The sequence below is a fragment of the Clostridium sp. MSJ-8 genome (assembly GCF_018918325.1).
Lineage (GTDB): Bacteria > Bacillota > Clostridia > Clostridiales > Clostridiaceae > Clostridium.
Map to the genome: position 1 here is coordinate 38940 of NZ_JAHLQH010000013.1, position 26731 is coordinate 65670.

Genomic DNA, 26731 nt, shown 5'->3' on the forward strand with positions numbered 1-26731 from the left:
ATGCTATTCTACGATTTTGAAGTGTTTAAATATGACTGGTTAGTAGTTATTAAAGATACAGAAACACGAACTACAACTAATATTATTAATGATGCTGTATCTTTAAGAGAATTTTATAAAAAACATAAAGAAGATATATGGATTGGATTTAATAGCAGGTCTTATGACCAATACATTTTAAAAGGTATTTTACTAGGACTTGATCCAAAAGAAATAAATGACCACATTATAGTTAAGCATAAAGGTGGATGGGAATACAGTAGTTTGTTCAATAGAATACAACTTTACAATTATGACATTATGACAGATAGAAATAGAGGTCTTAAACAACTTGAAGCTTTTATGGGAAATGATATAAGAGAAACAACAGTTGATTTTGATATTGATAGAAAACTTACTAAAAAAGAAATAGAAGAAGTTTTATTTTATTGCAATCATGATGTTGAACAGACTATGTATGTATTTATGAATAGAAAAGAAGAATTTGAAAGTCAGATGGGATTAATTAAGACTTTTAAATTACCACTTAAATATATAAGTAAAACTAAAGCACAGTTATCAGCAATAATTTTAGAGACAGAAAGAGTTCACAATAGGAAGGATGAATTTAACATCACTTTAGTTGATAGTATTCACTTAAATAAGCACATTGACATATATAACTGGTATGAGAACACTAGAGATAATTTACTAGCTGATACAGACTTATTAGAGTCATTATACAAGGATGAAAGTAAAAAGCGAAAATGGTATAAATCTAATCAGTTAAATGTAGATATCATGGGAGTACCTCATACATTTGCATGGGGTGGTCTCCATGGTGCTAGAACTAATTATATTGGAACCGGAATATTTGTTAACTCAGATGTTACAAGTTTTTATCCAAGTTTAATGATTGAATATGGATTTTTAAGTCGTAATGTATCTGAACCTGAAAAGTTTAAAGAAATTTATGATATTAGAGTTGGACTTAAAAGAGAAGGCAAAAAGAAAGAGCAACAACCATATAAAATTGTACTTAATAGTACTTATGGAGCATCTAAAGATAAATACAACAATTTATATGATCCATTACAAGCTAATAATGTATGTATCAATGGGCAATTGTTACTCCTAGATTTAATTGAACACGTTGAAACTCAATTACCTGGAGTTGAATTAATACAAAGTAATACAGATGGTGTAATGTTTAAACTTCCAAATGAGGAAGCTTTAGAGAAATATAAAGAAATTGCTAATGAATGGTCAGAACGTACTAGAATGGGTTTAGACCATGACATTATAGAAAGAGTAGTACAAAAAGATGTTAACAACTATATCGTTGTAAAAAAAGGTGGAAAGATTAAATCTAAAGGTGCTTATGTTAAAGAACTTAATAACTTAGATTATGATTTGCCAATAGTAAATCAAGCTCTTATGGATTATTTTATTAAAGATGTTCCAGTTGAAGATACTATTAATAATTGTAATGCATTAATTCAATTTCAAATGGTAGTTAAAGCTTCAAGTAAATATAAATATGCCCTTCATGGTGATGAAATAATAAATGAAAAAATAAGTAGAGTGTTTGCTTCAAGATCTAGAAGAGATGGTGGCATATTTAAATTAAAAAATGATAAGAATAAGCCTGATAAAATGGCTGGAACACCATTACATGCTTTTATAGAAAATGGAGATATAAAAGATGTTAAAATACCACGCAAGTTAGATAAACAATGGTATATAGATGTTGCTAATAAAAGAATTAAGGATTTTATAGGAGGATAAATTAATGAATAAAGTAGAAAAACATAAAGTTATATGTGAAAAATTAAATGCTTTGTACGAGGCCAAGAATGCTGATTATGGCGATAGCTTTGGAAAGTCTTATAAAGAGTATGGACTAACAGTATCTTGTATAAGATTAGAGGATAAGCTTAATAGATTAAAAAACTTAAATTTAAGTAAATACGCAAAAGTAAAAGATGAAAGTATAGAAGACACATTAACGGACTTAGCCAACTATGCAATCATGACTTTAATAGAGTTGGAGGAGTGGGGATTACATGGAATGGATAGATGTTAATGATAAACTTCCACAGAAAAGAAGCAGGAATAACAGTTATAACAGCACATGGTTTAAGACATACACACGCATCATTATTATTGCTTAATGGTGTATCTGTTGCCAGTGTTGCTAAAAGATTGGGACATTCAAATATGACCACAACTCAGAAAACATATTTGCACATAGTTGAAGAATTAGAGAATAAAGATAAAAACTTAATAATGGTATCAATGGCAAATTTAAGTTTTTAGTAATTTAAGAAAATTACAAATAAAGGAGAGCAAAGAATAGATGAAATACAAAGTGGGAGATAAAGTAAAGGTAAGAGAAGATTTAGAGGTTGATAAAAAGTATGGAAATAAGGACTTTATTGATTTAATGGAGCAATATAAAGGAAAAATTGTTACAATAGCATCAATTGAATCAAATTATTATGTTATAGAAGAAGATAATGGAACTTGGGCATGGACAGATGAAATGCTAGAGTCAATAGAAAAAGGAGAAAAAAACAATATGAATATAGAAAAGTTAAATGAAGAATATAAAAATAAAATGGATGCATTAATGGAAGAGTATAAAACTAAGGTTAAAGAAGTAACAAAGAAAGAAGAACCTTATATAAATGAAGGACAGGATTATTTTTATGTGGATTATGATTTTGCAGTAGAAGAAGATCGTTATTGCAAAGGAGATGGCACAGATAATAGATTATTAAAATATGGTAACATGTACCCATATACAGATGAAAATAAAGAAGAAGTCAGGAAAGAAGTTGAATTGATAGCAGAGCGTAGAAAGTTACAAAGTGAAATGGAGTTGTTTGCTAGGTTAAATAATGATTGCGAAATTGATTGGAATGATTGCGAACAAGAAAAATGGTTTTTATGTATTAATTACAACAATAATGTAGTGGCAAGTTGTCACTCTGGTAGATATCCAAATGTTACTTATTATACTTCAAGAGAAGTAGCAGAAAAAGCACTAGAGAAGTTTGGTGATAGAATTAGGGAACTTTACTTAAAAGAAGGTGAAGAATAATGATAGAACCAATAACCAATATTAAAATATATGGTTTAAAAGATAGTGTTAGAAAAAGTAAATATCCAATGTCAGTAGATATAGAAACTTTAAACAATGATGTTACAGAAACAGTTAAGAAACTAGCAGGAAGTAGAAAAGGTGAAGGACATGATAATTTCTTGAATGGAATAATAGTACAATTTGATTTGACTTTTTCTATTAAAGCATGGGTTGAAGCAGAAAGATATCATTTTTTTGACTTTGTAAGTAGCCAATCTACTATGCACATGATTTCTAAAATGGATATAAGGGAACAATGTAATGAATATGTTACAGAAAGTACCATTAAGCATTTAGAAGAATTAAAAATGAATTATTTAGATGAACCTAATAGTAAGAATTATTTAAAGCTATTATATAATGTTCCAACTGGATTTAATCTTACAGCAGGTATGACAACTAATTATAGACAACTAAAGACTATTTATAGTCAAAGAAAGAATCATAGATTGCCAGAATGGAGATTGTTTTGTCAACAATTAGAAAAGTTTCCATGTAGTGAATTTATAATAGGAGGAATAACAGATGAAAATTAATGAATACCAAAGAAAAGCTTTAAGAACTGCTAGTACTGAGGATAAGGATAAATTATTACTTAACGGAGTTTTAGGCTTAAATGGTGAAAGTGGAGAAGTAGCTGACATAGTTAAGAAGAATTTATTTCAAGGACATTATTTAGATAAAGAACACGTAGCTAAAGAGTTAGGAGATGTGTGTTGGTATATAGCAATAACTGCAGAAGCTATTGGATATGATTTAGAAACTATTATGAGAATGAATGTAGAAAAGTTAGAGAAGAGGTATCCAAATGGCTTTGAGACAGATAGAAGTATAAATAGAAGTAAAAGTGATATTTAAATACTAAAAAGGAGTTAAATTTTTAGCTCCTTTTAATAAGAGGAGTGAGAAAATGATTAACTTATTTAAAGGTTATATACCTACAGGAGGAAAAGACGGTAAGCGCCCCATAGAGGAGTATAAAAATAGAACGACATTTTATACATTAGAAGAAGTAAAACCTCTTAAATCGTACGGTGGTGTGCTTAAAGACGATATTATTCAAATAGATATAGATGATTATGAAGAATCAGAAACAGTATTTAAAATTATTAATGATTTAAAAATTAACTGTCCTATATTAAAAACCACTAGAGGTAAACATTTTTATTTTAAAAATACTAATGTAGAAAAACGTAAACAAGGATGGAGCACTCCAATAGGAGTAAAAATAGATACTGGATTAGGTAATCAAAATGCAGTTATACCATTAAAAATAAATGGTGAAATGAGAGAATGGTTGTCAACTAGTGAAGAAATAGATTTGTTACCTGCGTTTTTATATCCAGTATCACGAACATCATATATTGATTTTAGTAAATTAGAGGAAGGTGATGGACGTAATTCAATATTATTTCCATATATTTTAATATTACAGCAAGCTGGACTTACAAAAGAGCAAATAAGAGAATCAATACACATATTAAATAAATATATAATAAAAGAACCAGTAACCGATTCGGAATTAGATACTATATTGAGAGATGAAGCATTTAAGAAGGAATGTTTTTATATAAAAAATAAGCTTCAATATGAAAAGTTAGCTAGATATTTAATATCAGATGAATATGTAATTAAAATAAATAATAGTTTACACATTTATGCAGATGGTGTTTATAACAATGATTTAAGAAGTATAGAGAAAACTTTATTAAGATATATAAATAATTCTAAATCAGCAGAAAGAACAGAAGTAATTAAATATTTAGATATACTTGCAGAAAACAAATTTCAAACTACTCCAAAAACAATTGCAGTAGCTAATGGATTATATGATATAGAAACTAAACATCTAAATGTATTTGATCCTAAGATAATTATTAAAAATAAAATTCCAATAAATTATAATCCTACAGCATATAACAAGAATATGGACAAGACATTGAATAAAATATGTTGTAATAATAAACAATTGCGCATGCTTATAGAAGAAATGATTGGATATTGTTTATTTAGAAGAAATGAACTTGGTAAATGTTTTATACTTACTGGAGCAGGTTCAAATGGTAAATCTACTTTGTTAGATGTTATTAAGCGATTACTTGGTGAAAATAATATATCATCTGTAGCGCTAGAAGATTTAAATGACAGATTTAAAACATTCCAACTAGAAGGAAAACTTGCAAATATAGGTGATGATATTAGTAATAAATATATCGATAACAATGCTACTTTTAAGAAGTTGGTTACTGGTGAAACAGTAAATGTTGAAAGAAAGGGTAAGGATCCATTTGATTTTACTAATTACAGTAAGTTGATTTTTAGCTGCAACGATATGCCTAGAATTAATGATTTATCAGATGGACTTAAGAGACGTATTATATTAATACCATTCAATGCAAAATTTAGCAAGCAAGATAAAGATTATGATCCATTCATTATAGATAAATTATTAGAGCCAACAGCACTTGAATATCTATTAAATTTAGCATTAGCTGGGCTTGATAGAATTTTATATAATAGAGCTTTTACAACATCAAAACTTATAACTGAAGCATGGAATGAATATGAGAAAACTAATAATCCAATGCTTGGTTTCCTTGAAGAAGCTAAAGTTGATAATGAACTTATAACTGATGTTTATCTACAATACCAAAAATACTGTAGTGAAAGTGGTTTAAAACATTTATCTAAAACAGTGTTTTTAAAAGAAATTTGTAATCATGGTTATACTAGAAAGCAAATTAGACTTGATGGTAAAAGGCCATATATTTTTATTAAAAATTAAGCAATTTTCAAAAAAAGTCAAAAAAGACAGAAAAAAGACAGAAAAAAGACACCCACTAGCCCAGTAATATCAACGGTTAGAGGGGTGTTTGACTTACGTGACTTACGTTTTTTAAATTTCTTTTACTATTTTTATAAAAAAAATAAATAGTATATATATATATAAGAAATATATATATATATAAGTCACTTTTTTAGGTAAATTTTAATGCTAAAATGTGATTATAACTAGCCTGAAGGGTGTCTTTTTTGTCTTAAGTCAACAAAAAAGACATGAGTCATTTTTAACAGATATTAGGATAAAATGAGGTGAAATTTATGAATATAGATAAAAATGATTATAGGAAGGTTGAAGGACTTTTATATAATTATACAAGCATCAAAATAAAAATAGAGAATAGATTGATAGATTTAGATGAATTAGAAAATGATTATAAAGGGATAAATGCCCAGGGATATAATGAATATACTCAAAATACAAATGCGTTTCATTCCAATGTAGAAGACGAAATAATTAAACGTGATGAAAAAATAATTAAACTTAGAAATGATATAAAAATAATGCAAAATCAAATATTAAGAATTGATAATGCTATGAAAAAACTAAAAGATTATGAAAGGTCCTTGATTGAAATGAAATATTTTAAAGAATATGATCATACAAAGATAGCAGATGAATTAGGTTTTGAAGTTGAAAGCATTGCAAAAATTAAGTGTAGAATAATTAATAAACTTATTCCACTAATTTATTGATATGTTATGTATTAAATATACATTTTATGTTAATGTTATATACATTCTAGTATTATAAAATTAGCATTATAATAGTAATATAGCCAAAGAAGGAGAGAATTTGTCGAGGTTCTCTCTTTTTTTAGTTAAGGAGGATTGCTTATGAATATAATCACAAAAGAACAGAGCGAAATGATAGATTTAATCCTCTTAGGGCACAGTATTACTGATATCGCAAAAAATACATTAAAGTTACATCCAAGTACATTATATGCTTGGTTACACAAAGATACGGTTGTTGCTGAGTTAGAGGAACGTAGAAAAGCACTAAGAAAAGCTGCAAGAGATAAAATTACTGGTAATGTTAATAAGTGTTTAGATAATATGTTAGATTTAGCTAATAATAGCAGTGATACACGTATTAGATTCCAAGCTAATAAATATATCCTAGATCAAGCTATAGGTATTCCTAAGGCTTTAATAGAGTCAAATGATAAGGATATAAAAGACAAAGAAAAGGATACTAATACTTTAAAGAAGGAAATAGACGACATTAAGAGATTAAGAGTTGCTAAATAGAAAGTGTTTATGATACGTGGACATTACACTTACATAATTTTTAAAATAGCAATGCCAAAAGCTTAAAAGCGTTGATATAACTAAGTTTGAAGTATATTAAAAACTTCGCATAAAATAAAGATTATGTGCGAAGTTTTAATTTTGCCGTTTAATTCATTGGTGCTTTTTTGAGAAGGTGGGTAGGTTCTAATTTGGCTTTTCGCTCAGAGGCCGTCGCTTAGTTACACAATTTTTGCACCAAATTTTAAAAGTCAAAGAGGAATTTTAACTCCGTTTGTAGAATATTGAATTTTATGGAAGGGAGTTGTTGCAAATGTTAGAAAACTATGCCACACAAATACAAAAAACTATTGAATTAGCAATGGAAATAGAAACTTGTAGGAATAAAATAGATCCATCTTCTATTCCAAAACAAATAAGTGATTTTGAAAAATTCGAAAAAACTGAAGCAGTAAAAATTTTGAATTCGCACATTGACAAGCTTGAAAAATACTTAAAAACTTTAAGTTTAGAAGAATTAAAGGTAATAAAAGTTGTAATGTATATAGGTAGAGATTATAAAAATAATAATTTACCTCCAGTAAAAAAATATGAAATAGAAAGAAAGTATTGGGATAAGAAAGGTTGTAAATCTAAAGATTTGGAAATACAAACTTTACTTGAAAAAAGACCACTCTTAAAATATTTGCAAAGTGGTTGTGAATTATTACAAATAAATTTAAATTAAAAAGGAAGGTGATAAAGTGAACATACCTTATGAGTTTCCAAGTGATGAAGCACGTAACAAGTGGTTGCTTTATCACTTCTTAAAAAAATCTTATACTGATATAGGTATAGATGATAATAAAGCTGAAGAATTAACTGAAAATAGAATATTAGAAAACTCTAAGAACTTGTTTGGGTTCCATGGATTAGCATGGCAACTAGGACAAATTTCTTTAGAGTTTTTTTGTTTGTATTTTTTACAAGATACTTATTTACCTAAAGAAGATAATGCTGCGGCTCCAATAGCTGATGTTCATGAGGAATTGTGGCATGATATCCAGGAAAGTATTATCGGTAATGGTCCTGAACAATTAGGACGTGTTTTATCAAGAGGTACTGGTAAAAGTGCATTTGGTACTTTAGGTCCAAGTATATGGGTTATGGTCTATAAACATAAAACTTATGTTTTAATATGTTCTGATATAGGATCTACTGCAGAAAAATTCATTAAAGACATTAAAGATAATGTTATAGAAAACATTTATATTGAAAATGCATTTGGAAAGTTACTTGATGATGGTAATAAAGATTATAAATGCAATGCTACTCAATTAGAATTTACTAATAGAACTTTTGTAGAAGCTATTTCAAGTACCTCCCCCATGAGGGGACGTAAGTATAGAAACGTACGTCCCGACCTAATAATTTTGGATAGACATAATTGTCCCGTATGCTAGTAATAGCATAATGAAAATCGACCAAAATCGGTGGAAATCTCATGTTATTTTATAATTAAATATGGTACAATTAATATATGGGATAGATAAGGAAGTCGCGAGCCTTATCGATAAGAAATTTCCGAGATTTCTTCCCTGATTTAAAATTGAATATCTCGGAAAAAGAATTACGCTATCGGAGGTGTTTTTGTTATGTCTAAAAAACTTACTATTGAAGAAGTTAAAGAATACGTTGAAAATAATTCAGAATGTGAATTGTTATCTACTGTATATGTTAAGGCTAGAGATAAATTAAAATTTAGATGTAAATGTGGAAAAGAATTTGAACGTAGTTTTGATAATTTCAAAAGAAAAAAGACTACATTATGTCAATCATGTTCTAATAAAAAACCTTTCCCATTGCAGGGTAAAATTAAGAACTCTAAATATAGACAAAAACCTATAGAAGAAGTTTTGAAGGTTGTAGAAACTGAAATGAAATGCAAATTTATCAAAAGATATACTAAACCTAACACTAGGTCAACAGTTATAGTTTTTGAATGTCCTATCCATGGTCTTCAAAAAGCTTATTGGACTAACTTAGTTAAGCGTAAGGGTTGTCCTCTTTGCAATGAACATAATAAACAAAATTCAAAAGGTATGATTAAAGTAGAAGAATGGTTAAATGATAATAACATATCATTTAAGAAAGAATATAAATTTGATAAATGCAGAGATAAAAGGAAACTTCCTTTTGACTATTATCTTCCTGATAAAAACATATGTATAGAGGTTGATGGTAGACAACATTTTGAAAAAGCGTACTTTGGTGGGATTGATGAAAATAAAGCTAACAAATTATTAGAATATACTAAAAGACATGATAAAATCAAAAATGAATTTTGCAATGATAATAATATAAAATTAATCAGAATACCATATTTTGAAATTAATAATATAGATAATATTTTAAAGAGTGCTTTATAGTGCTCTTTTTTTATTGAGATAATACCGAGGTAAAGCACATTTTAAAAGGTGTGGCTCACCGTAGAGCATAGGGATTGAAACTACAATGTAGAATAAAATATCCCCACGAGTGGTTGACAACCTTATAGGTTGAAAATATATGCCGAACTTACTGGTGACAGTAAGAAGTTAGGATAAAAAGCCTAACGATAACAAAATGGATTATCAATCAGAAGATGACGTCCGAACCGAAGAGGCTAGGGAGAAAAAGTGGAAACGTTACAGTGATGATGTTAAGTTTGCAAAGCAGAGAGCTGTAAAACGTAATGGTAAGATAGTTAAAAAAGGTACTGTTATGATGGCATGGGGAACTCAACAGCATAAAGAGTGTTTTTATTCTAGATTACTTAAATCTCCTACGTGGAAATTTAAAAAATATCGTGGAGTTGACATTGACAATGTTGATGAATATTTCAATAGTGGCTTGTGGTTGGGGTTTAAAAACATTCTTAAAAATTTTAAGAATCCTGATCATTTAGAAGATGCTAAAGAGTTTTATTATGCACATGAAAAAGAAATGCAGTTTGGTAAATTGTGGCCTGAGTTTTGGGATTGCTTAGATTTAGCTCTTGATTATTATGAAAATCCTAATTCATTTAAGCAAGAGGTACAAGGGGATGTTGATGCAATAGGCGAAAAGTGGTTTAAATCTATGGCAACAGAAACTAGAGAAGAAATTGAAAGTCATAATTTTATTGCTAGTATGCTTATAGTAGACCCTGCTGCAAGTAGTGGAAGAAAAAATGATTATTCTTCATATATGGTTGGTGGAAAAACAGATAGATTTAAATATTGTAGAAGAGGTGAATTAGCAAAAATTAATGCTAGACAAGAATTTGATAAATATATAGACCATATGATTGATTTACTGGTCATGTATCCAGATATAACACATGTATCTATTGAAAAAAATACTTTTAATGGTGCCGATGCAAATCAACTTGAAAATAGAATACATGAACATCCACAGTTAAGATTTAGAAATATTACAATTATCAATGAATCTCAAAGAAAAAATAAAGATGATAAGATATCAACTATAATTCCTTACGTAAATCGTGGGGAATTTATTTTTTGTAGTGAAGATGAAGAATTTAATAAGCAGATTATGGACTTTGCTGGTCAAAAATACTCAGTTCATGATGATGCACCTGATACTGCATCTGAATTTTGGATAAGAATTGATGAAATAAAAGTAACTCATGATTTTTCAATAATTTATAGATAAAGGTGGTGATAAAGTGAATTTGGAATTAGTACAAAAATGCTACAATGACTTCTTAAGTGTTAGAGGTCATTATAATAAAATAAACCGATATTATTATGGTGATACAGATAGTTTAAAAAACTATAAGCCCATGGAAGGTAGAAGCAATCTAATAGTTAAAACTAATTTTGTTCAAAAACTTGTTGATGAAGAAGCTCAATATAGCTTTGCAAATGATGTTACTTATACAAGTGTTGATGGAAACACTGAGGTTATTAAAGATATAGCTTATAATTTGGCTAACAATGATGAAGATCATGATGTTAATTTAGGAATAGAATTAGTCAAGTATGGTGTATGTTATGAAGTTTCTTATATGATAGAAGATAAACCTAAAGAGTTTAGTTTTCATAACATGATAGTTAGTGCATTAGATGGTTATGCTTACATCGAAGATAATGAGATAGTGTATTTTTTAAGGAGCTTTAAAAAACAATTAGATAATACTAATTATATTGATGTTTATACTAAAGAAGGTGTATATCATTATAATGATAGTTGGTCTGAGGTTGAACCTATGACACCTAATTATTTCGGCTTTGTACCAATTGGAATAGGTATTATTGGAGGAGTACAATATAACACTAAAAGAGGTTATAAAGAGGGAGACAAGACTATATTTGCAACCATAAAGGATATTCAAGATGCTTATGAAACGAACTGGAGTGATATGGTATCTGAAATAAGTGACTTTAGAAATGCAATAATGAAATTATATGGAGTTAAAACAAAAACTAAAAAAGATGCTGCAGGTAAGGAAATACTTGATTCTAATGGAGATCCAATAAAAGAAACTCCAGTGATAAGAGATAATTGTATACTGGCATTTGAAGATAAGTCAACGCAAGATGCAGAATGGCTTATAAAGAACATTAATGATACATTTATTAAAAATACCAGGGATGATCTTAAGGATTTAATTTATACATTAACATCACATGTAGATACTAATGAGAAAATGCAAAGTAATTTATCAGGAATTGCCCTTCGTAGTAGGTTACAGTCATTAGAGAGTAAATGTGCTATGAATGAAAAGGCTATGATAAATATTTTAAAGACTAGATTGAAATGTTTATTTAGATTTTTAAACCTTACACAAAGTAAACAATATGATACTAATATAATAAAAATTAAGTTTACTCCTAAAGTACCTCAAGATATTACAAGTATTGCAGATGTTATTTCCAAGATACCACACGAAGTATTAAGTAATAAATCTAAGCGTGAAATGCTTCCTAATATCAACAATTCAGATAGTGAACAAGATCAAATTGATAAGGAAGTTAAAGCTGCAGAACCTCAAGTTAATTTAGATAACATAACTCATACTGGCGGTGGGATAGATGAATAAAGATGATGAATTTATAGATAGTCTTTATAATGAGGCTGATAAGCAACTTAATGATACTTATAAAAAGAAAAAAGAGTCCAGGGATGAATTATTAAAAGCCATTGCAATGATACTTTTAACCTATACCATTGTAGATAACGTTCTGAGCCTTTCTGAGAAGGATTATAATAAAGAGTATAGTTTATTGGGTGCATTAATAATAAAGCTCTCAAGGGGCAATATAAAGCAAGAAACGAGTAATACAACGAGCATATTGAAAAATACCATTAAAAATACTTATAAACATTATTCCTATAACCATAATCTTAAAGATGTTGAGAAGATTATAAATGACAACTTCAAGGGTAAACATTTCAGTGATAGAGTGTGGGAAAATGAACAAGAAGTTGCAAAAAAACTTACGCAACAATGTCAGGACTTCCTTAGAGGTAAGATTAATGTTAATCAGATAGCAAAGGAAATCAAGGACACTTATAATACATCTGCCTATAATGCAAAAAGATTAGCAGAAACAGAAGTTTCAAGATGTCATAGTGCTGCGTTTGATAGATTTTGCAAAGAAACTGGAGTTAAAAAAGTTAAATATAATGCTAGGAAATGTAACACCTGCGCCAGATGTATGGATGATGATGGAAAAATATTTGATTTAAAAAATAAACCTGAGCTTCCAAGACATCCTATGTGCAAGTGTTATTATGATATTGTTGATGATGAAAACAAAGTAAATGTTAATTGGCGCAGCAACGCAGAGTTGTTGGATGTACAAAAACAAACAGGTGGTAAATACGTTAAAGGTCATATTGAATGGGTCGATAGGAGAGAAACGGAAGCAAAAGATTATTATGATTTAATTAGAAATAGAAGTGATGATATAAAAATAATATCTAAAAATACTGGATTTTCAGAAAAAGTGATATCCAAAATAAAAAATCATATTTTTTATAATGATAAACACATATTGTTTGATGGAATAAGGCGACTTGATCCTGATTATGATATGTCAGTTGCATGGCAAAGATTAATAAATGGTAATTTTGAAGATAGAGATATTTTATTGTTAAAACATGAATATCTTGAAAGTGGACTTGAAAAGAGATATAATTTAACTAATAAACAGGCACATAATATAGCAACAAAAAAATATGATTGGTATGGAAAATTAAAATTTGAGAAAGGAGAATTTGGAGAAGATGATTGTCTTACTGAAATTATTAGAAAAAAATAATGATTATGTGATTTATGAATATGGATATGATGAAGATAATCTTGATGGTAAGATAGAAGTTTCTTTAAATAATCCAAATAAATATAAATTACTTAAGGAATCAAATGATAAACACATTGGTAAAAAAGGTACACTTATAGCTATAAACAAGGTTATAAAGGCTGTAAAAAACAATGAGATTAGAGAATTATTAAGTTATCAATCTTAATAAGCACTTACTTAGAAGGTGGGTGCTATTTTTATACCTAAAATTAAGGAAGTGGAAAATTTATGGATAGAGTAAGAATTGCTAAATTTAAAAGTGGTAGAGAAATAGCTTATATATCAGTAAATGGAGTAAAGCTAGATAGTTGTACTAATTACAAAATTGAGAAAGAACATAATGAGCCTGCTAAAGTTATAATTGAATTAGATGCAGATATTGAAATAGTAAATTGTGAAAACATGAATTTAACAGAATTAAAGGAATTTATGAATAGATGATTAAATTAAGAAAGTAAAATCTAAAATGAAAAACTAAAATATTTAAGTTAATTAAGTCTTAGGAAACTAAGGCTTTTTATTATGTCTTTGAGCACTAGACATTAAACAGGCTTATTTTTTATACAAAAAATTAATTGTTCTAGTGCCAAGTGGTGTTAGAGTAAGGAGGATTAATTATGGCAATAGAAAATGTAAGCGAAATTACAGAGTATATTAATAAAAATCAAGAAAGCGAAGAAGTAAAAGGCTTAATTAAGTCTTTTCAAGAGCCTTTAACTCGTGATGCAGTAGAGAACTGGTGCAAAGATGGAGAAGGTAGAAGTTGGAGAGACAGTATTTGTGATATTTATTCACAAAAAGCAGTTGAAACTGCAAGAACTAATGCATTAGAAAAATTCAAAAAAGAAGAACTTCCAAAATTACAGGAAGATTACTACAAGTCTAAAATGGGCGAGGGAATGACAGAAGAGCAAAAACAAATAAAGGAACTTAATGATAAGCTCGCTGCAATGGAAGCTGAGAAAAAGGAAAATGAAAGAATACAACAAAATGCTATTAAGCTTAAAGAAAAAGGTCTTGATGAAGGTCTAGCAAAATACATTAAAGCTGATGAAGATGTAGATTTCTTTGAAAAGCTAATAAATAATATTGTTGATTCTAAAGTTAAAGAAAAATTAGGTGACAGTGCATATAAACCACCTGCTTCACAAGGGGCCAATTCTTTAACTAAAGAAGATTTTGATAAAATGTCATACAATGAAAAACTTAAATTGTTTAGAGAAAATAAAGAATTATATGATAAATTAAAATAGAGAGGAAATGATGTGAAATGTCAAATTTAACAAAATTAGAAGATTTAATAAATCCAGAAGTAATGGCAGATATGATTTCTGCAAAGATTCCAAATAAAATAGTAGTTGCTCCATTTGCTAAAGTTGATGAAACATTAGTTGGTCAACCAGGAGATACAATTACAATACCTCAATATGCATACATTGGGGATGCAGTAGATGTTGCTGAAGGTGTAGAAGCTGAAACTGTAAAACTTACTGCAAGTACTACAAAGGTAACTATTAAGAAAGCTATGAAAGCAGTTGAATTAACCGATGAAGCTGTTTTAAGTAGTTATGGTAATCCGGTGGGAGAAGCTAATAATCAATTGGCCAAATCAATAGCATCTAAAGTTGATAATGATTGTATGGATGCACTATATAATGCTCAATTATTCTATGATGGTTCAGCAACACAAATTGCATATACTGGAATAGTTGATGCTATCGATGTATTTAATGAAGAAGTTAATACAGAAAAGGTAATGTTTGTAAATCCTAAACAAGTTACAAGACTTAGAAAAGATAGCGACTTTACAAGCGCAGATAAATATGGTGTTGGTATGAATGTAATAATGACAGGTGAAATTGGTAGAATTGCTAATACTAGAATTGTTCCATCAAGAAAAGTTAAAGAATTTTCAACTTGGTATTCACCATGTGAAAGCGGAGACAGTGATGCATTAACCATAGTTGCAACAAGTGCTACGGCTAAACAAGTTAATTTAGCTGATGTTACTCTATCATTACCAAATGCAAAAGTTGGTGATACAGTTAAGAAATCTACTACAAAAGTATATTTCAATCCTATTGTTAAGTTACAAAATGATAATGAAACAGAAGATGATGCTCCAGCATTAACTATTTGCTTAAAGAGAAATGTTAATGTAGAAACTTCTAGAGTATCTCTTGCAAGAAAGACTGATATTTCTGCTGATGAACATTATGCTACAGCTTTAAGCAACTCTAGTAAAGTTGTACTTGCTAAGATTAAAGCATAGTGAGGTGATAAGATGGCTACATATACTGATCAGGAACTAAACGAGATGGCGGTATTAGCCATCTTTAATTATTACAATGGATATTATTCAAAAGAGTATATTCAGGATAATTTCGGTTTGGCATTAAAAGTATTAACAGAAAATATAAGGACCAGTGTTACTAAACCACAAGGAATTAAATCTGTAAGCCAGAATGGAATTTCAGTAACTTATAATGAAGGTGCTGGATTTAATGCTTATCTTACAGAAGAAGTACTTGCTTTACTTCCTAATAAAAGTGGATTTTATGCATGGTAGGTGATAATTATGGTTTTATTTCAAAATGCAGATATAACAGTTTATAGGCTTAATAAAGACCAGTCTTATACAAGAATTAATATTAAAAATGTTAACTGGAATAGTAAAAGAAATGCTGGTGTTGATGGAAAAGGTGTAAATGTTTATTACACTACAATGATAGTTATTCCTGGAGAATATGAGTTAACTACTGGTGATAAAGTGGTTAAAGGTACTCTTGACATTGATATTAGCAGATTAAGTGATTTAAAAGAATATGAAGTTGTTACAGTTGTTGGAGTACAATACAACGACATATTTGATTCATATTCTATTGAATGTAAGTAGGTGATACTATGGCAACAGTAAGATTAAGATTAGATCCAACACAAAAAATATTATTAAAGCGAAGTCTTAATAAAAACGGTAGAGGGCAAGTCTTTTTTACTAAAGAATGTGCCAAAGAGTTTAATAATTATGTTCCTTTTAAGACTGGAAGGCTTAAGGATATGGATATTGAATTAAAGACAGATAAGATTATTTATAAGGCTCCATATGCAAAGAAGCAATACTACGGTAATGCTGGTAATGGAATTGATGGTACTAACAAAGGTGGTCTTAGAGGTAAGAGATGGGATAAAAGATGTTGGATTAACAAAGGTTCTGAAATAGTAGAAAGGACTGCTAGATTTTGTGGGGTGAGAAGTGGTAGATGAAGATAATTGAAGCAATTAGGGATTATATAAGTAGTTTAGAGTGTATGAAAACATTTGATAATGCCATTAATGTTAATTATTTAGATTCTGAGACAGATAATTTTTCTATAGAAGAAATTCCTTGTAATCCAATTATAAAAAAATATGTGGATGAAAGTACAATAAGGCAATTTCAATTTGCTTTTTGCAGTAGGGAACCTTATGGAGCTGAAATTATACAGAATATTGATAATAGTAGTTTTTATGAAGATTTCGCAAATGAAATAGAGGATAAAAATAATAAAGGTATATTGCCATTATTGGCAGATGTAGAAGTTAGAAGCTTAGAAGTAACTAGCAGTGCTTATGCTGTTAGTGTTACAGAAGATACAGCAATGTATCAAATAAATTTGAATTTAAAGTATTTTAAAGGAGTGAATTAAATGAGTCAAACAGTACAAAGATATATGATTGGAGATTATTTAGATGTCTCTGAAAAAAGTGGCACAGAAGAATATGAATTAATGGGTGCAGGATTCAATACTTTAGATGAATCTCCAAGTGCTAAAACAGATTCAAAAACATATATTAATGACAAAACATCTACAACTACAATTCAAGGATATGAAACAGTTTTTGGTTTTGAGTCTGATATGATCGCTAGTGAAAAGGCAGTAATGTCTTTATATAAAGTTGGTAGAGATCATTTAACTGGTTCTGATGCACAAAAGAATTATGTAAGAGTAGATTTATACCATCCAACAGAAAAAGAAAATGTATATCCAGCAAGAAAGTTTTTAGTTGCAGTAGAAGTAAGTGATTTTAAAGGTAATGGTGGAGAAACAGTTGTTGTTAGTGGTAATTTAAATGCTGTTGGAGATTTTACAGAAGGATATTTTGATACTACAACTAAAAAATTTACTACAGAATTACCAGCATAGGAGGGATAGATAATGGGATATCAATTTGGTGATAATGATATAAAACTAGATATAGCTGGAGAGAAATTTACAGTTGTATATGGTGCATCTCTTTTAAATAGAGTTAAGGACTTAGGAGAACAAAATGCAGAACTAAAAAGTGATTCAAATAATGTTGAAAAAACTATTATTCTCTTAGAAAAAGCTATTGATACAATATGTGGAGAAGGCGCTGTTAAAAAGATATTTAAAGATAGAGAGATAAATTATTATGATTTGGTAGATATTGTTGAGTATATAAGTAAAGAAATTTCTGATTTCCAAGTACAAAAAAATAAAAAATATAGCTTAAATAGAGTTGTAAGATAATGAATATTTTAATTGATTTAATTCCTAAATTTGTAGAAATAGATGAAATTGAATATGAAATTAGAACAGACTTTAGAATTTCTATGCTTTTTGAAATGATGATGCAGGATGAAGAGTTAGAAGATAATGAAAAAGTAATACGAGCTCTTAATTTATATTATCCAATTATTCCTCCAGATAGAAATAAAGCAATTAGTAAAATAATATGGTTTTATAGATGCGGAAAAGATACGGTTAAATCAAGTAACAATAATAGTAAAGGTGAGGGCGTTAAAATTTATGATTATGAATATGATGATGATTATATCTATTCTGCATTTTTAAGCCAATATGGAGTTGATTTGCAAGATATAAAGTATTTGCATTGGTGGAAGTTTAAAGCTATGTTTAAAAGTCTAAATGAAGATAATAAGATAGTTAAAATAATGCAATATAGAAGTATGGATTTAAGTGAAATTAAAGATAAAGAACAAAATGCATACTATAGAAAAATGAAAAAGTTATATGAAATTCCAAGAAGTACAGGAGAAGTTGAAAAAATTAGAGCAATTGAAGATGCTCTGATGAAAGGTGAGAGCATAAAGCACTTATTATAGTGCTTATTTTTTTATTTTTAGGAAGGTGGTGAGGATATGGCAGACGGAACTATTACTATTGATACTAGCATTGATAATTCAGGAGCAGAAAGTGGACTTAGTAAACTTGGGAGTGTTGCAAGTAAAGGATTTAAAGCAATTAGTGCTAGTGTAGCGGTTGCAACTACTGCAGTAGGGGTATTAACTAAATCTTGTATTGAGCAGTATGCCACTTATGAACAAATGACCGGCGGAGTAGAGACGTTATTTAAAGATTCAAGTAGCAAAGTAATGGAATATGCTAATAGTGCTTATGAAACAGCAGGTCTTAGCGCTAACGAATATATGGATACTGTTACAAGTTTCAGTGCTAGTTTATTACAAGGATTGGGTGGAGACACAGAAAAGGCGGCAGAGATAGGAAATAAAGCTGTTATTGATATGAGTGATAATGCGAATAAGTTTGGTACAGATATGCAAAGTATTCAAAATGCTTATCAGGGTTTCGCAAAGCAAAACTACACTATGCTGGATAACCTGAAATTAGGGTATGGTGGAACTAAAGAAGAAATGCAAAGACTTTTATCAGATGCTGAAAAATTAACAGGAATCCATTATGATATTAGTAATTTTAGTGATGTCATTGAAGCAATTCATGCTGTTCAGGAAAATATGGATATCACAGGAACCACAGCAAAGGAAGCAGCAACAACTATAGAAGGCTCTCTTAATATGACCAAAGCTGCATGGACTAATCTTATGACTGGAATTTCTAGTGGTAGTGATAATTTTGATATGCTAATTAACAATCTTGTTACTAGTATTACTTATTTAGAAGGTAATTTAGAAGGTAGACTTATAACTACTGTAGATAATATAAGTAGAATGATAGATAGTTTAGTACCAGTAGTTGTGGAAAGAATACCACCACTAATTGAAAGTGTTTTGCCTCGATTAATAGAATGTGGAATAAAACTAGTAACAAGTCTTGTTAATGGTGTTGAACAAATGCTACCAACTTTAATGCCATTAGTAGTACAAATTATTACAACACTTGTAACTGCTATAATGCAAATGCTACCACAACTATTAGAAATGGGAATACAAATTATAGTAAGTTTAACGAATGGAATAGCTCAACAACTTCCAACATTAATTCCTGCAGCTATACAATGTGTGATGCAATTAATTAACACGTTAATAGAAAATCTTCCACTCATTTTAGATGCGGGCATGCAGTTATTACAAGGACTAATAGAGGGAATAGTTAATGCTATTCCAGACTTAATATCAATGTTGCCAACTATAATAGAAACTATAGTAAATTTTTTAGTTAGTTCATTGCCAGAAATATTGCAACAGGGATGTGAAATATTATTGGCACTTATAAATGGACTTGTGGAAGCTATACCACAATTAATAAATATGTTGCCACAAATCATAGAGACTATAATTAACTTTATTACTAATAACTTACCCCAAATTTTACAAATGGGTATTAAGGTGCTAATAGCACTTATAAACGGAGTGATTAATGCGATTCCACAGCTTGTGGCAATGCTGCCACAAATAATTAACACTATAATAAACACTCTTACAGCTCATTTGCCTGAGATAATTATGGCTGGAATACAAATTTTAGTAGCACTTGCAAAAGGACTTATACAGGCCATACCACAATTAATATCACAGATTCCTAAGGTGATTAAGTCTATTAATAAGGCTTTTAAAGATGTGAATTGGGCAGACATTGGTGTAAATATAATAAAAGGAATAGGGAAAGGCATAGGACAAATGGCTAGTTGGTTGTGGGAAAAAGCTAAAGAAGTAGTAGGTAATGTTAAAGATAAGGTCTGTGATTTCTTAGGAATACATTCTCCTTCTAGGTTATTTAGGGATGTAGTTGGAATAAACATTGTTAAAGGTATTGGAGTTGGAATGGACAAAGAAAGCCCAGAATTAAATAAATTAGCGGTAGGAAATATGGAGGACTTATATAGAGAGTTGCGAGGTACTGTAGATATAGAAACTGCTAAAACAACAGCAAGTATGGTTGGAAGTACTAATATTAACACCTCAAAAGTAGTAAATAATGATAATGGAATTACTCAAAATGTAACAATAGTTAATCCTGAACGTTCTCCAAGTGAAAATGCAAGGGCTCTTAAGAAAGCAGGGAGGGATTTAGTATTTGGATAGATATATAAATTTAAAATTGATACAAGAGACTAGATCTCTTGAATTGAATAATATAAATTACAAAATAATAAGCATAGATGGAATTGATTATCCAGAGCTTGATATAAGTACAACTTCTAATGCTCATTATGATGGCAGTTATATTAATAGTAATAGAGCTGATAAAAGAACAATAACGATACAAGCAGAATATCAATTTGCAGATATTGAAAATGAGAGGGACAAATTACTCTCTTTTTTTAATTTCAAAAATACAGGAACATTGGTTATAGATTACTCTAAAAGAAAAAAATCTATTCAATATAATATATCTGATTTTAAAAGCAAAATTGATAATGTTAATGATAAATTAAATTTTGAAGTTGAATTATTATGTACAGAGCCTTATTTAAGAGATGTTGCAGAAAGTAAGCTGGATATTGCATTGTGGAGAGGTGCTTTTCATTTTCCACTAATATGCAATTCTGATAATAAGATTATTATGGGAGTTAAAGAACCAAGTTTAATAGCTAATATAAATAATACTGGCGATGTAGAAACTGGCATGATAATAGAATTTAGAGCACTAGGTTCAGTTAAGAATCCTAGTCTTTTTAATATTAATACTAGGGAATTTATTAAAATTAACACAACAATGAGTGCTGGCGAAACGATAAAAGTTAATACAAATGTAGGTCGTAAAAGCATCATTAAAATAAATAATGATGCCGAAACTAAAATAATGAATTTACTAGATATAGACAGTACATTCTTGCAGTTATCTGTAGGAGATAATTTATTTAGACATAATGCTGATGATGGATTTAACTTCATGGAAGTAAGTATATACTTTAATCCAAGTTATTTAGGAGTGTGATGTCTATGGAATTATATATACTAGATAAGAATTTAGATTTATTAGGAGTTATAGATAATTTTGAAACTCTTATATGGACTAGAAAATATACAGAGCCTGGGAAGTTCCAATTAAACCTCCCTGCAACAGAAGATAATATTAGTCTGATGAAAGATGAAAATATCGTTTATAAGAAAGATGATGTTGAAGGTGGAATAATTAAACATATTGAATACAGTGTATCTGATAAAGGAGAGAAGAGTTTAGTGGTAAATGGAAACCTTACTACTTCTTATTTATCTAGAAGAATTAACTGGGGAACAATAAAACACTCTGGAAGAGTTGATTTGTTAATGCAGAAAATTGTTAAAGATAACTGTATATCTCCGAACAACTCTAATAGAATAATTCCTACACTAGAAATAATATCTACTAATTACACAGATGCTATTTCAAAACAAGATAGCTATAGTAATCTTACAGATTTGTTAACAGATATATGTAACACTAAAAACTTTGGGTATAGAGTAAGAATAAACACTAGGGAAGGGGCAAGGTACTTAGCATTTGAGGTTTATAAAGGTATAGACAGAAGTGTTAATCAAAGTGCCATATCTCCAACAATATTCTCTTTAGATATGGAGAATATACTTACAGAAGATTATATAAAAGATAACTCTAATTTTAAAAATACAACTCTTATAGCAGGAGCTGGAGAAGGCAATGCTAGAAAAACTACTATTGTTGGAAATAATTATAAAGAACTAGATAGATTTGAAATATACACTGATGCGCGAGATATACAAGATACAGAACAACAAGAAGTAATGGATGACGAAGGTAATACAACAACAGAGGATGTTGAAATCCCGTGGAGTGAATATGAGCCTTTATTATTGCAACGTGGTAACGAGAAATTGGCTGAATATGAGAAAATTGAAACTTTTGAAGGAACAATTAATACAGATGCTAATAATGTGTACAAGGTTGATTATGATTTGGGAGATATAGTTACTATAGTAGATAAAGATTTAGGAATAAAGTTAGATACTAGAATAACTGAAATAGAAGAAACATATGAAAAAGGTAAGGTAGAAATTGTACCTACCTTTGGGAATAATATTCCTAATTTATTAACAAAGCTAAAACAATTAGAAAGGAGATAAACTTATGGAGAAAAGTAGTTTTTTTAATTCTGTACAAGCCTCAGACGGCTCTTATGATAGAGAATACTTAGCTGAAGACTTTGCTAAATACTTTTCAAGTTTTATTGGAAATGGAGTGTTTCCTAATCCAAGTAGCAATTTGCAAGTGCTTAGTAACAACGATATGACTATAAGCATAGATGTTGGTAAAGCCTATATAAATGGTTATTACTACGAAAATACAACTAAATTAGTTAAGACAATAGCTGTAGCTGATGGGGTACTTAATAGAGTAGATTTAATAGTTTTAAGATTGGATTTTACCAATCGAGAAATTAAAACTTATGTAAAAAAAGGTACATTTGCTAGTAGTCCCAAAGCAGAAACATTGCAAAGGGATAGTGATATGTATGAGTTAGGAATAGCACAAGTTTATATAGGAGCTGGAGCAACAACTATTACTCAGGGAGACATAACAGATTTAAGATTAAATAATGATTATTGTGGAGTTGTGCATGGAGTAGTAGACCAAGTGGATACTACTACAATATTTAATCAATTTGAAGCTTGGCTAAATGAAAACAAAGAGAAATATAATAAAGATATTACAGAATGGACAGAAGAAAAACAAAATGAATTTACTAGGTGGACAGAAGAAAAGCAAGAAGAGTTTATAAAATGGTATGACACTAATACAACAGCTTTTTTAAATAAATTTAATACTTGGTTTGGAACTAATACAAATGATTGGAGTACTGAATTTACAAATTGGTTTAACCATATAAAAGACCAACTAAGTACTGATGCTGCTGGGAATTTACAAAATCAAATTGATAGTGTTAAAAATACTATGAACAGCGAGTTAAGTAAAAGAAAAATAATAGACAAAACCACTAACAATGAATTTAAGTGGGGGATAGAAAATGGAAATTTATTTTTAGAAAGGATAGGTGATTAGATGGCAGAAAAATTTTATTTAAATGCTACTATGGACTATAAGGGTGATAGTTATTTTCCTGTTATGGATAAGGAGATTAATCTTGAAGATTATTGTTACACACAAGAAAATATTGTTAAGATTTTTGATTATGATGAAAACAATATTTTATGTATTGGTTCAACAAAGGTCTTTGTTGTAAACAAAATAAATATGAGTATAGAAAAAACAATTAATACAACGCATGACACTAATGGGGTATGTTACGATTATGAGAGTACAGTGTTGTACTATATATGCAAAACAGATATGGCATTATATAAATATGATTTTTCAACTGATGAAAATGTAAAAATGGATGTTGATTTTGGAAGTATAAGATTGAGTAGTTCTTACACAAAACTGATGGATAAAACAGGAAACTGTATATATATAGTTAACGATAATAGATTGATAAAAATATCAGTAGAAGATAGAACTGTTACTTCAACTCTTTTATTTAACTCGATATATACAGCTAATGATAGATGTGTTTATGCCCTGTCATCTTCGTCGTCTACTTTGACTGTAAGCATTGTTAATAAAGAAGAGTTTACTAAAGAATCATTTAATGTAACTCTTAATGTGGAAGCAAAATCTCAAAACTGTTTGTGCTCTAATAAATTTATTTTTTTTGTGGGGCCTTCCAACCGTCTAATTATTATAGATTTAGAGAATAGATGTCTAATAAATAAATCTAATTCTAAATATGTCTCAATTTTGTTATATAAAGAAAACATTATAGGAATACGTGACAATACAATCTATAAAATTGTGGTATCTTCTGAAAGTTGTGACAAAAAAATAGCAACAGTAAATGATAATGTGGATTTAACAGGTATTTCTAGCTGTTATTGTATTGATGACACTTTTTATATTGCGTTCCAAAATGGGATATACAATACAATAACAGAATATAAAAAATCAGATCATTATAAAAAGTTGGAGGTGTAATTAATGCTAGCAATATATGATGATAACGGAAATTTAATAAATGAAACTTCAAGCAAGGCTGCCATAGTTGGTAGCCTTTATTCTTTAGAAGTAACAGTACCAGATAACAAAGTTTTAGACCATATCGATACTTCTAGTGCAGACCACATAGCAGTGTTTAGAGATAAGCCCAAAACAGAGTTAGAACAATTACAAGACACAGTAAGTTCAAGCTTAATGATGTTTGTTATGAAAGATATGGACCACGATACAGAGATATCTAAATTAAAATTAGAAATAAATAAAATAAATGCATTATTAATGAAAGGAAATGATACAAATGAGTAATAACTGTAAATATTATAAATTATTCTATGATATGAAAATCGCAACTAAGGAAGACTTGAAAAAATTAGTTAAATATGGTGTACTAACAGAATCTGAATTTAAATTTATTACTGGAGAAGATTATAAGTAGGTGGGCATATGAAAATAGACATTACTTTAATAATAGCGATTGTAGGTTGCCTAGTAGGTGTTTTAGGTTTTGCTAGGAACAAGAGAAAAGACAACGAGGGAGAGGGCTCTTTGAAGGCGGATATTAAATATATACAACGTGGAGTAGATGATATTAGGGTAGATAATAAAGAAACTAATAGAAAGTTATCTACATTAAATGACAGAGTAATTAAGCTTGAGGAAAGTACTAAGTCAGCTCATCACAGAATTGATACTTTAGAGAAAAGGAGTGTTGATTAAATGATAAAATCTATTTTAAAAAGACTAAATAACAAAGGTACAATAATAAGTTTAGCGGCATTAATAGTTAGTTTATTAGTACAATTTGGATTAAATATAGATTCCGATAAGGTTATTGGAATAGTACAAACTATATGTAGCATTTTAATTTTATTGGGATTGCTTAATGATCCAACAGAAAGTACAACAGGATATATTCCTGGAGTATATGATAAGTTAAAGGATAAAGAGTAGGTGTAATGCCTACTCTTATTGTTTTAGGAGATGATTAATAATGAACGGAATAGATGTAAGTATGTACCAAAAGGATATTGAATTTAGTAAGATACCAGATGTTATAAAATATATTTATATAAAAGCTACAGAAGGAGTAAATTATGTAGATCCATCATTTATAGCTCTTTATAATAAAGTAAAAACTACTAATAAACTTTATGGATTCTATCACTTTATGTCAGAAAAAACAGATCCATCACAACAAGCTATAGATTTCTATAATGCTATAAAGGATAAGAGTTATATTTTAATTCCAGTATTAGATATAGAGAGTAACACACTAGGTAGAAGTAAAACACAAGTAACAGATAGAGCTTTACAGTTTCTTAGAAAGTTCAAGGAATTAAGTAATATAGATTGTATTGTGTATACTTATACTTCATTTGCCAATAGTTATTTAGATAAAAGATTGAGCAGTTATAAATGTTGGATTGCAGATTATAACAAATCTCAAACTGTTAAACCTAATTATGTATGGAGTAATTTCGTAGGACATCAATATACAGGTACAGGAAAAATAGAAGGGTATAATGGGCAAATAGACTTAAATAACTTTACAAGCAGTGTAGAGCTTAATAGCAAGGCTACAGTTAATACTAATGTAGCTACTACTAACAAAGCTAATAAAATAGTATTTAATACACATTTAAGAGATTTTCAAAGTGCATATAATAAATCATACAATAAAAATATTCTTGTAGATGGCTTATGGGGAGTACAAAGCAACAATGCAGTAAATAGTGTCATATTAAAAAACGGAAGTAGAAATGACTTAGTGGCTTGGGTGCAAATTCGTATTGGTAAATGTACAGTAGATGGAATATTTGGACCTTCCACTAAACAAGCAGTAATGGAATATCAAAAATCGCATAATCTAAGTGTAGATGGGATAGTTGGAGCTAATACTCTAAAAGCTATTTTAAAACAGTATGGGGTTAATACATAAT

General features: G+C 29.1%; 35 protein-coding genes and 1 pseudogene. All 36 read left to right on the forward strand.

Annotated features, from left to right (window positions below):
- The 36 genes and pseudogenes from KQI77_RS02345 (at position 1) to KQI77_RS02520 (ending at position 26730) form a co-directional block, all read left to right on the forward strand.
- Positions 1-1767: a hypothetical protein gene (locus KQI77_RS02345; protein ID WP_216387980.1), complete on the forward strand. Its 1767-nt coding sequence runs from the start codon at positions 1-3 to the stop codon at positions 1765-1767.
- Positions 1768-1771: 4 nt separating this feature from the next.
- Positions 1772-2065 carry a DUF1599 domain-containing protein gene (locus KQI77_RS02350; protein WP_216387982.1) on the forward strand — a complete coding sequence of 98 codons (294 nt, stop codon included), beginning with the start codon at positions 1772-1774 and terminating at the stop codon, positions 2063-2065.
- 26 nt (positions 2066-2091) lie between these two features.
- Positions 2092-2298, forward strand: a pseudogene (locus KQI77_RS02355) (tyrosine-type recombinase/integrase); the annotation flags it as partial.
- A 40-nt stretch (positions 2299-2338) separates the two neighbouring features.
- Positions 2339-3085 carry a hypothetical protein gene (locus KQI77_RS02360; RefSeq protein ID WP_216387986.1) on the forward strand — a complete coding sequence of 249 codons (747 nt, stop codon included), beginning with the start codon at positions 2339-2341 and terminating at the stop codon, positions 3083-3085.
- Entirely contained in the window at positions 3085-3663 is a 579-nt protein-coding gene (locus tag KQI77_RS02365) for a hypothetical protein (protein WP_216387988.1), read from the forward strand. Before KQI77_RS02360 ends, KQI77_RS02365 begins: the two co-directional genes overlap by 1 nt.
- Positions 3653-3985 carry a nucleoside triphosphate pyrophosphohydrolase family protein gene (locus KQI77_RS02370; RefSeq protein WP_216387990.1) on the forward strand — a complete coding sequence of 111 codons (333 nt, stop codon included), beginning with the start codon at positions 3653-3655 and terminating at the stop codon, positions 3983-3985. The genes KQI77_RS02365 and KQI77_RS02370 overlap by 11 nt, the downstream gene beginning before the upstream one ends.
- A gap of 52 nt (positions 3986-4037) precedes the next feature.
- On the forward strand, positions 4038-5912 hold the full coding sequence (locus KQI77_RS02375) for a phage/plasmid primase, P4 family (RefSeq protein WP_216387992.1): 1875 nt from the start codon (positions 4038-4040) through the stop codon (positions 5910-5912).
- Between the two features lie 317 nt (positions 5913-6229).
- On the forward strand, positions 6230-6664 hold the full coding sequence (locus KQI77_RS02380) for a hypothetical protein (protein WP_216387994.1): 435 nt from the start codon (positions 6230-6232) through the stop codon (positions 6662-6664).
- 141 nt (positions 6665-6805) lie between these two features.
- Positions 6806-7222, forward strand: coding sequence for an IS630 transposase-related protein (locus tag KQI77_RS02385; RefSeq protein WP_216387996.1), 417 nt, complete (start codon positions 6806-6808; stop codon positions 7220-7222).
- 313 nt (positions 7223-7535) lie between these two features.
- On the forward strand, positions 7536-7949 hold the full coding sequence (locus KQI77_RS02390; protein WP_216387998.1) for a DUF3775 domain-containing protein: 414 nt from the start codon (positions 7536-7538) through the stop codon (positions 7947-7949).
- Between the two features lie 16 nt (positions 7950-7965).
- Positions 7966-8664: a hypothetical protein gene (locus KQI77_RS02395; protein ID WP_367397265.1), complete on the forward strand. Its 699-nt coding sequence runs from the start codon at positions 7966-7968 to the stop codon at positions 8662-8664.
- A 192-nt stretch (positions 8665-8856) separates the two neighbouring features.
- Positions 8857-9630, forward strand: coding sequence for an endonuclease domain-containing protein (locus KQI77_RS02400; protein ID WP_216388000.1), 774 nt, complete (start codon positions 8857-8859; stop codon positions 9628-9630).
- A 196-nt stretch (positions 9631-9826) separates the two neighbouring features.
- The gene (locus tag KQI77_RS02405; RefSeq protein WP_367397266.1) at positions 9827-10897 is read left to right on the forward strand and encodes a hypothetical protein; all 1071 of its coding nucleotides are present in this window, start codon (positions 9827-9829) and stop codon (positions 10895-10897) included.
- Positions 10898-10910: 13 nt separating this feature from the next.
- Positions 10911-12287 (forward strand): phage portal protein, encoded by a 1377-nt coding sequence (locus KQI77_RS02410; RefSeq protein ID WP_367397267.1) that lies wholly within the window; start codon positions 10911-10913, stop codon positions 12285-12287.
- The gene (locus tag KQI77_RS12925) at positions 12280-13512 is read left to right on the forward strand and encodes a phage head morphogenesis protein (RefSeq protein ID WP_253289308.1); all 1233 of its coding nucleotides are present in this window, start codon (positions 12280-12282) and stop codon (positions 13510-13512) included. The genes KQI77_RS02410 and KQI77_RS12925 overlap by 8 nt, the downstream gene beginning before the upstream one ends.
- A complete protein-coding gene (locus KQI77_RS02420) occupies positions 13478-13720 on the forward strand; it encodes a hypothetical protein (RefSeq protein ID WP_216388002.1) in 243 nt (80 codons plus the stop codon). The genes KQI77_RS12925 and KQI77_RS02420 overlap by 35 nt, the downstream gene beginning before the upstream one ends.
- Positions 13721-13782: 62 nt before the next feature.
- Positions 13783-13995, forward strand: a complete 213-nt coding sequence (locus KQI77_RS02425; protein WP_216388004.1) for a hypothetical protein — start codon at positions 13783-13785, stop codon at positions 13993-13995.
- 176 nt (positions 13996-14171) lie between these two features.
- Entirely contained in the window at positions 14172-14807 is a 636-nt protein-coding gene (locus KQI77_RS02430; protein WP_216388006.1) for a DUF4355 domain-containing protein, read from the forward strand.
- 17 nt (positions 14808-14824) lie between these two features.
- The gene (locus KQI77_RS02435) at positions 14825-15826 is read left to right on the forward strand and encodes a N4-gp56 family major capsid protein (RefSeq protein ID WP_216388008.1); all 1002 of its coding nucleotides are present in this window, start codon (positions 14825-14827) and stop codon (positions 15824-15826) included.
- Between the two features lie 12 nt (positions 15827-15838).
- The gene (locus tag KQI77_RS02440) at positions 15839-16123 is read left to right on the forward strand and encodes a hypothetical protein (RefSeq protein WP_216388010.1); all 285 of its coding nucleotides are present in this window, start codon (positions 15839-15841) and stop codon (positions 16121-16123) included.
- 9 nt (positions 16124-16132) lie between these two features.
- On the forward strand, positions 16133-16450 hold the full coding sequence (locus KQI77_RS02445) for a DUF6751 family protein (protein WP_216388012.1): 318 nt from the start codon (positions 16133-16135) through the stop codon (positions 16448-16450).
- Positions 16451-16458: 8 nt separating this feature from the next.
- On the forward strand, positions 16459-16818 hold the full coding sequence (locus KQI77_RS02450; RefSeq protein ID WP_216388014.1) for a minor capsid protein: 360 nt from the start codon (positions 16459-16461) through the stop codon (positions 16816-16818).
- Entirely contained in the window at positions 16815-17240 is a 426-nt protein-coding gene (locus KQI77_RS02455) for a chloramphenicol resistance protein (protein ID WP_216388016.1), read from the forward strand. The genes KQI77_RS02450 and KQI77_RS02455 overlap by 4 nt, the downstream gene beginning before the upstream one ends.
- The gene (locus KQI77_RS02460; protein WP_216388018.1) at positions 17241-17738 is read left to right on the forward strand and encodes a hypothetical protein; all 498 of its coding nucleotides are present in this window, start codon (positions 17241-17243) and stop codon (positions 17736-17738) included. It abuts the gene before it with no gap.
- Positions 17739-17750: 12 nt separating this feature from the next.
- Positions 17751-18086 (forward strand): hypothetical protein, encoded by a 336-nt coding sequence (locus KQI77_RS02465; RefSeq protein WP_216388020.1) that lies wholly within the window; start codon positions 17751-17753, stop codon positions 18084-18086.
- Positions 18086-18682 (forward strand): bacteriophage Gp15 family protein, encoded by a 597-nt coding sequence (locus tag KQI77_RS02470; RefSeq protein WP_216388022.1) that lies wholly within the window; start codon positions 18086-18088, stop codon positions 18680-18682. Before KQI77_RS02465 ends, KQI77_RS02470 begins: the two co-directional genes overlap by 1 nt.
- 36 nt (positions 18683-18718) lie before the next feature.
- Positions 18719-20860, forward strand: coding sequence for a phage tail protein (locus tag KQI77_RS02475; RefSeq protein WP_216388024.1), 2142 nt, complete (start codon positions 18719-18721; stop codon positions 20858-20860).
- Positions 20853-21716, forward strand: coding sequence for a phage tail family protein (locus KQI77_RS02480; RefSeq protein ID WP_253289309.1), 864 nt, complete (start codon positions 20853-20855; stop codon positions 21714-21716). Before KQI77_RS02475 ends, KQI77_RS02480 begins: the two co-directional genes overlap by 8 nt.
- A 5-nt stretch (positions 21717-21721) precedes the next feature.
- Positions 21722-22861, forward strand: a complete 1140-nt coding sequence (locus KQI77_RS02485; protein ID WP_216388026.1) for a siphovirus ReqiPepy6 Gp37-like family protein — start codon at positions 21722-21724, stop codon at positions 22859-22861.
- Positions 22862-22865: 4 nt separating this feature from the next.
- Positions 22866-23798, forward strand: coding sequence for a hypothetical protein (locus KQI77_RS02490; RefSeq protein WP_216388028.1), 933 nt, complete (start codon positions 22866-22868; stop codon positions 23796-23798).
- Entirely contained in the window at positions 23799-24770 is a 972-nt protein-coding gene (locus KQI77_RS02495) for a hypothetical protein (protein WP_216388030.1), read from the forward strand. It begins immediately after the preceding gene.
- Positions 24771-24773: 3 nt separating this feature from the next.
- Complete coding sequence (locus KQI77_RS02500) at positions 24774-25097, forward strand: hypothetical protein (RefSeq protein WP_216388032.1); 324 nt, start codon at positions 24774-24776, stop codon at positions 25095-25097.
- The gene (locus KQI77_RS02505; protein WP_216388034.1) at positions 25090-25227 is read left to right on the forward strand and encodes an XkdX family protein; all 138 of its coding nucleotides are present in this window, start codon (positions 25090-25092) and stop codon (positions 25225-25227) included. The genes KQI77_RS02500 and KQI77_RS02505 overlap by 8 nt, the downstream gene beginning before the upstream one ends.
- Positions 25228-25235: 8 nt before the next feature.
- Complete coding sequence (locus KQI77_RS02510) at positions 25236-25508, forward strand: hypothetical protein (protein ID WP_216388036.1); 273 nt, start codon at positions 25236-25238, stop codon at positions 25506-25508.
- Positions 25509-25742, forward strand: coding sequence for a hypothetical protein (locus tag KQI77_RS02515; RefSeq protein WP_216388038.1), 234 nt, complete (start codon positions 25509-25511; stop codon positions 25740-25742).
- Between the two features lie 40 nt (positions 25743-25782).
- Positions 25783-26730, forward strand: a complete 948-nt coding sequence (locus KQI77_RS02520) for a GH25 family lysozyme (protein WP_216388040.1) — start codon at positions 25783-25785, stop codon at positions 26728-26730.
- Position 26731 lies beyond the last annotated feature (1 nt).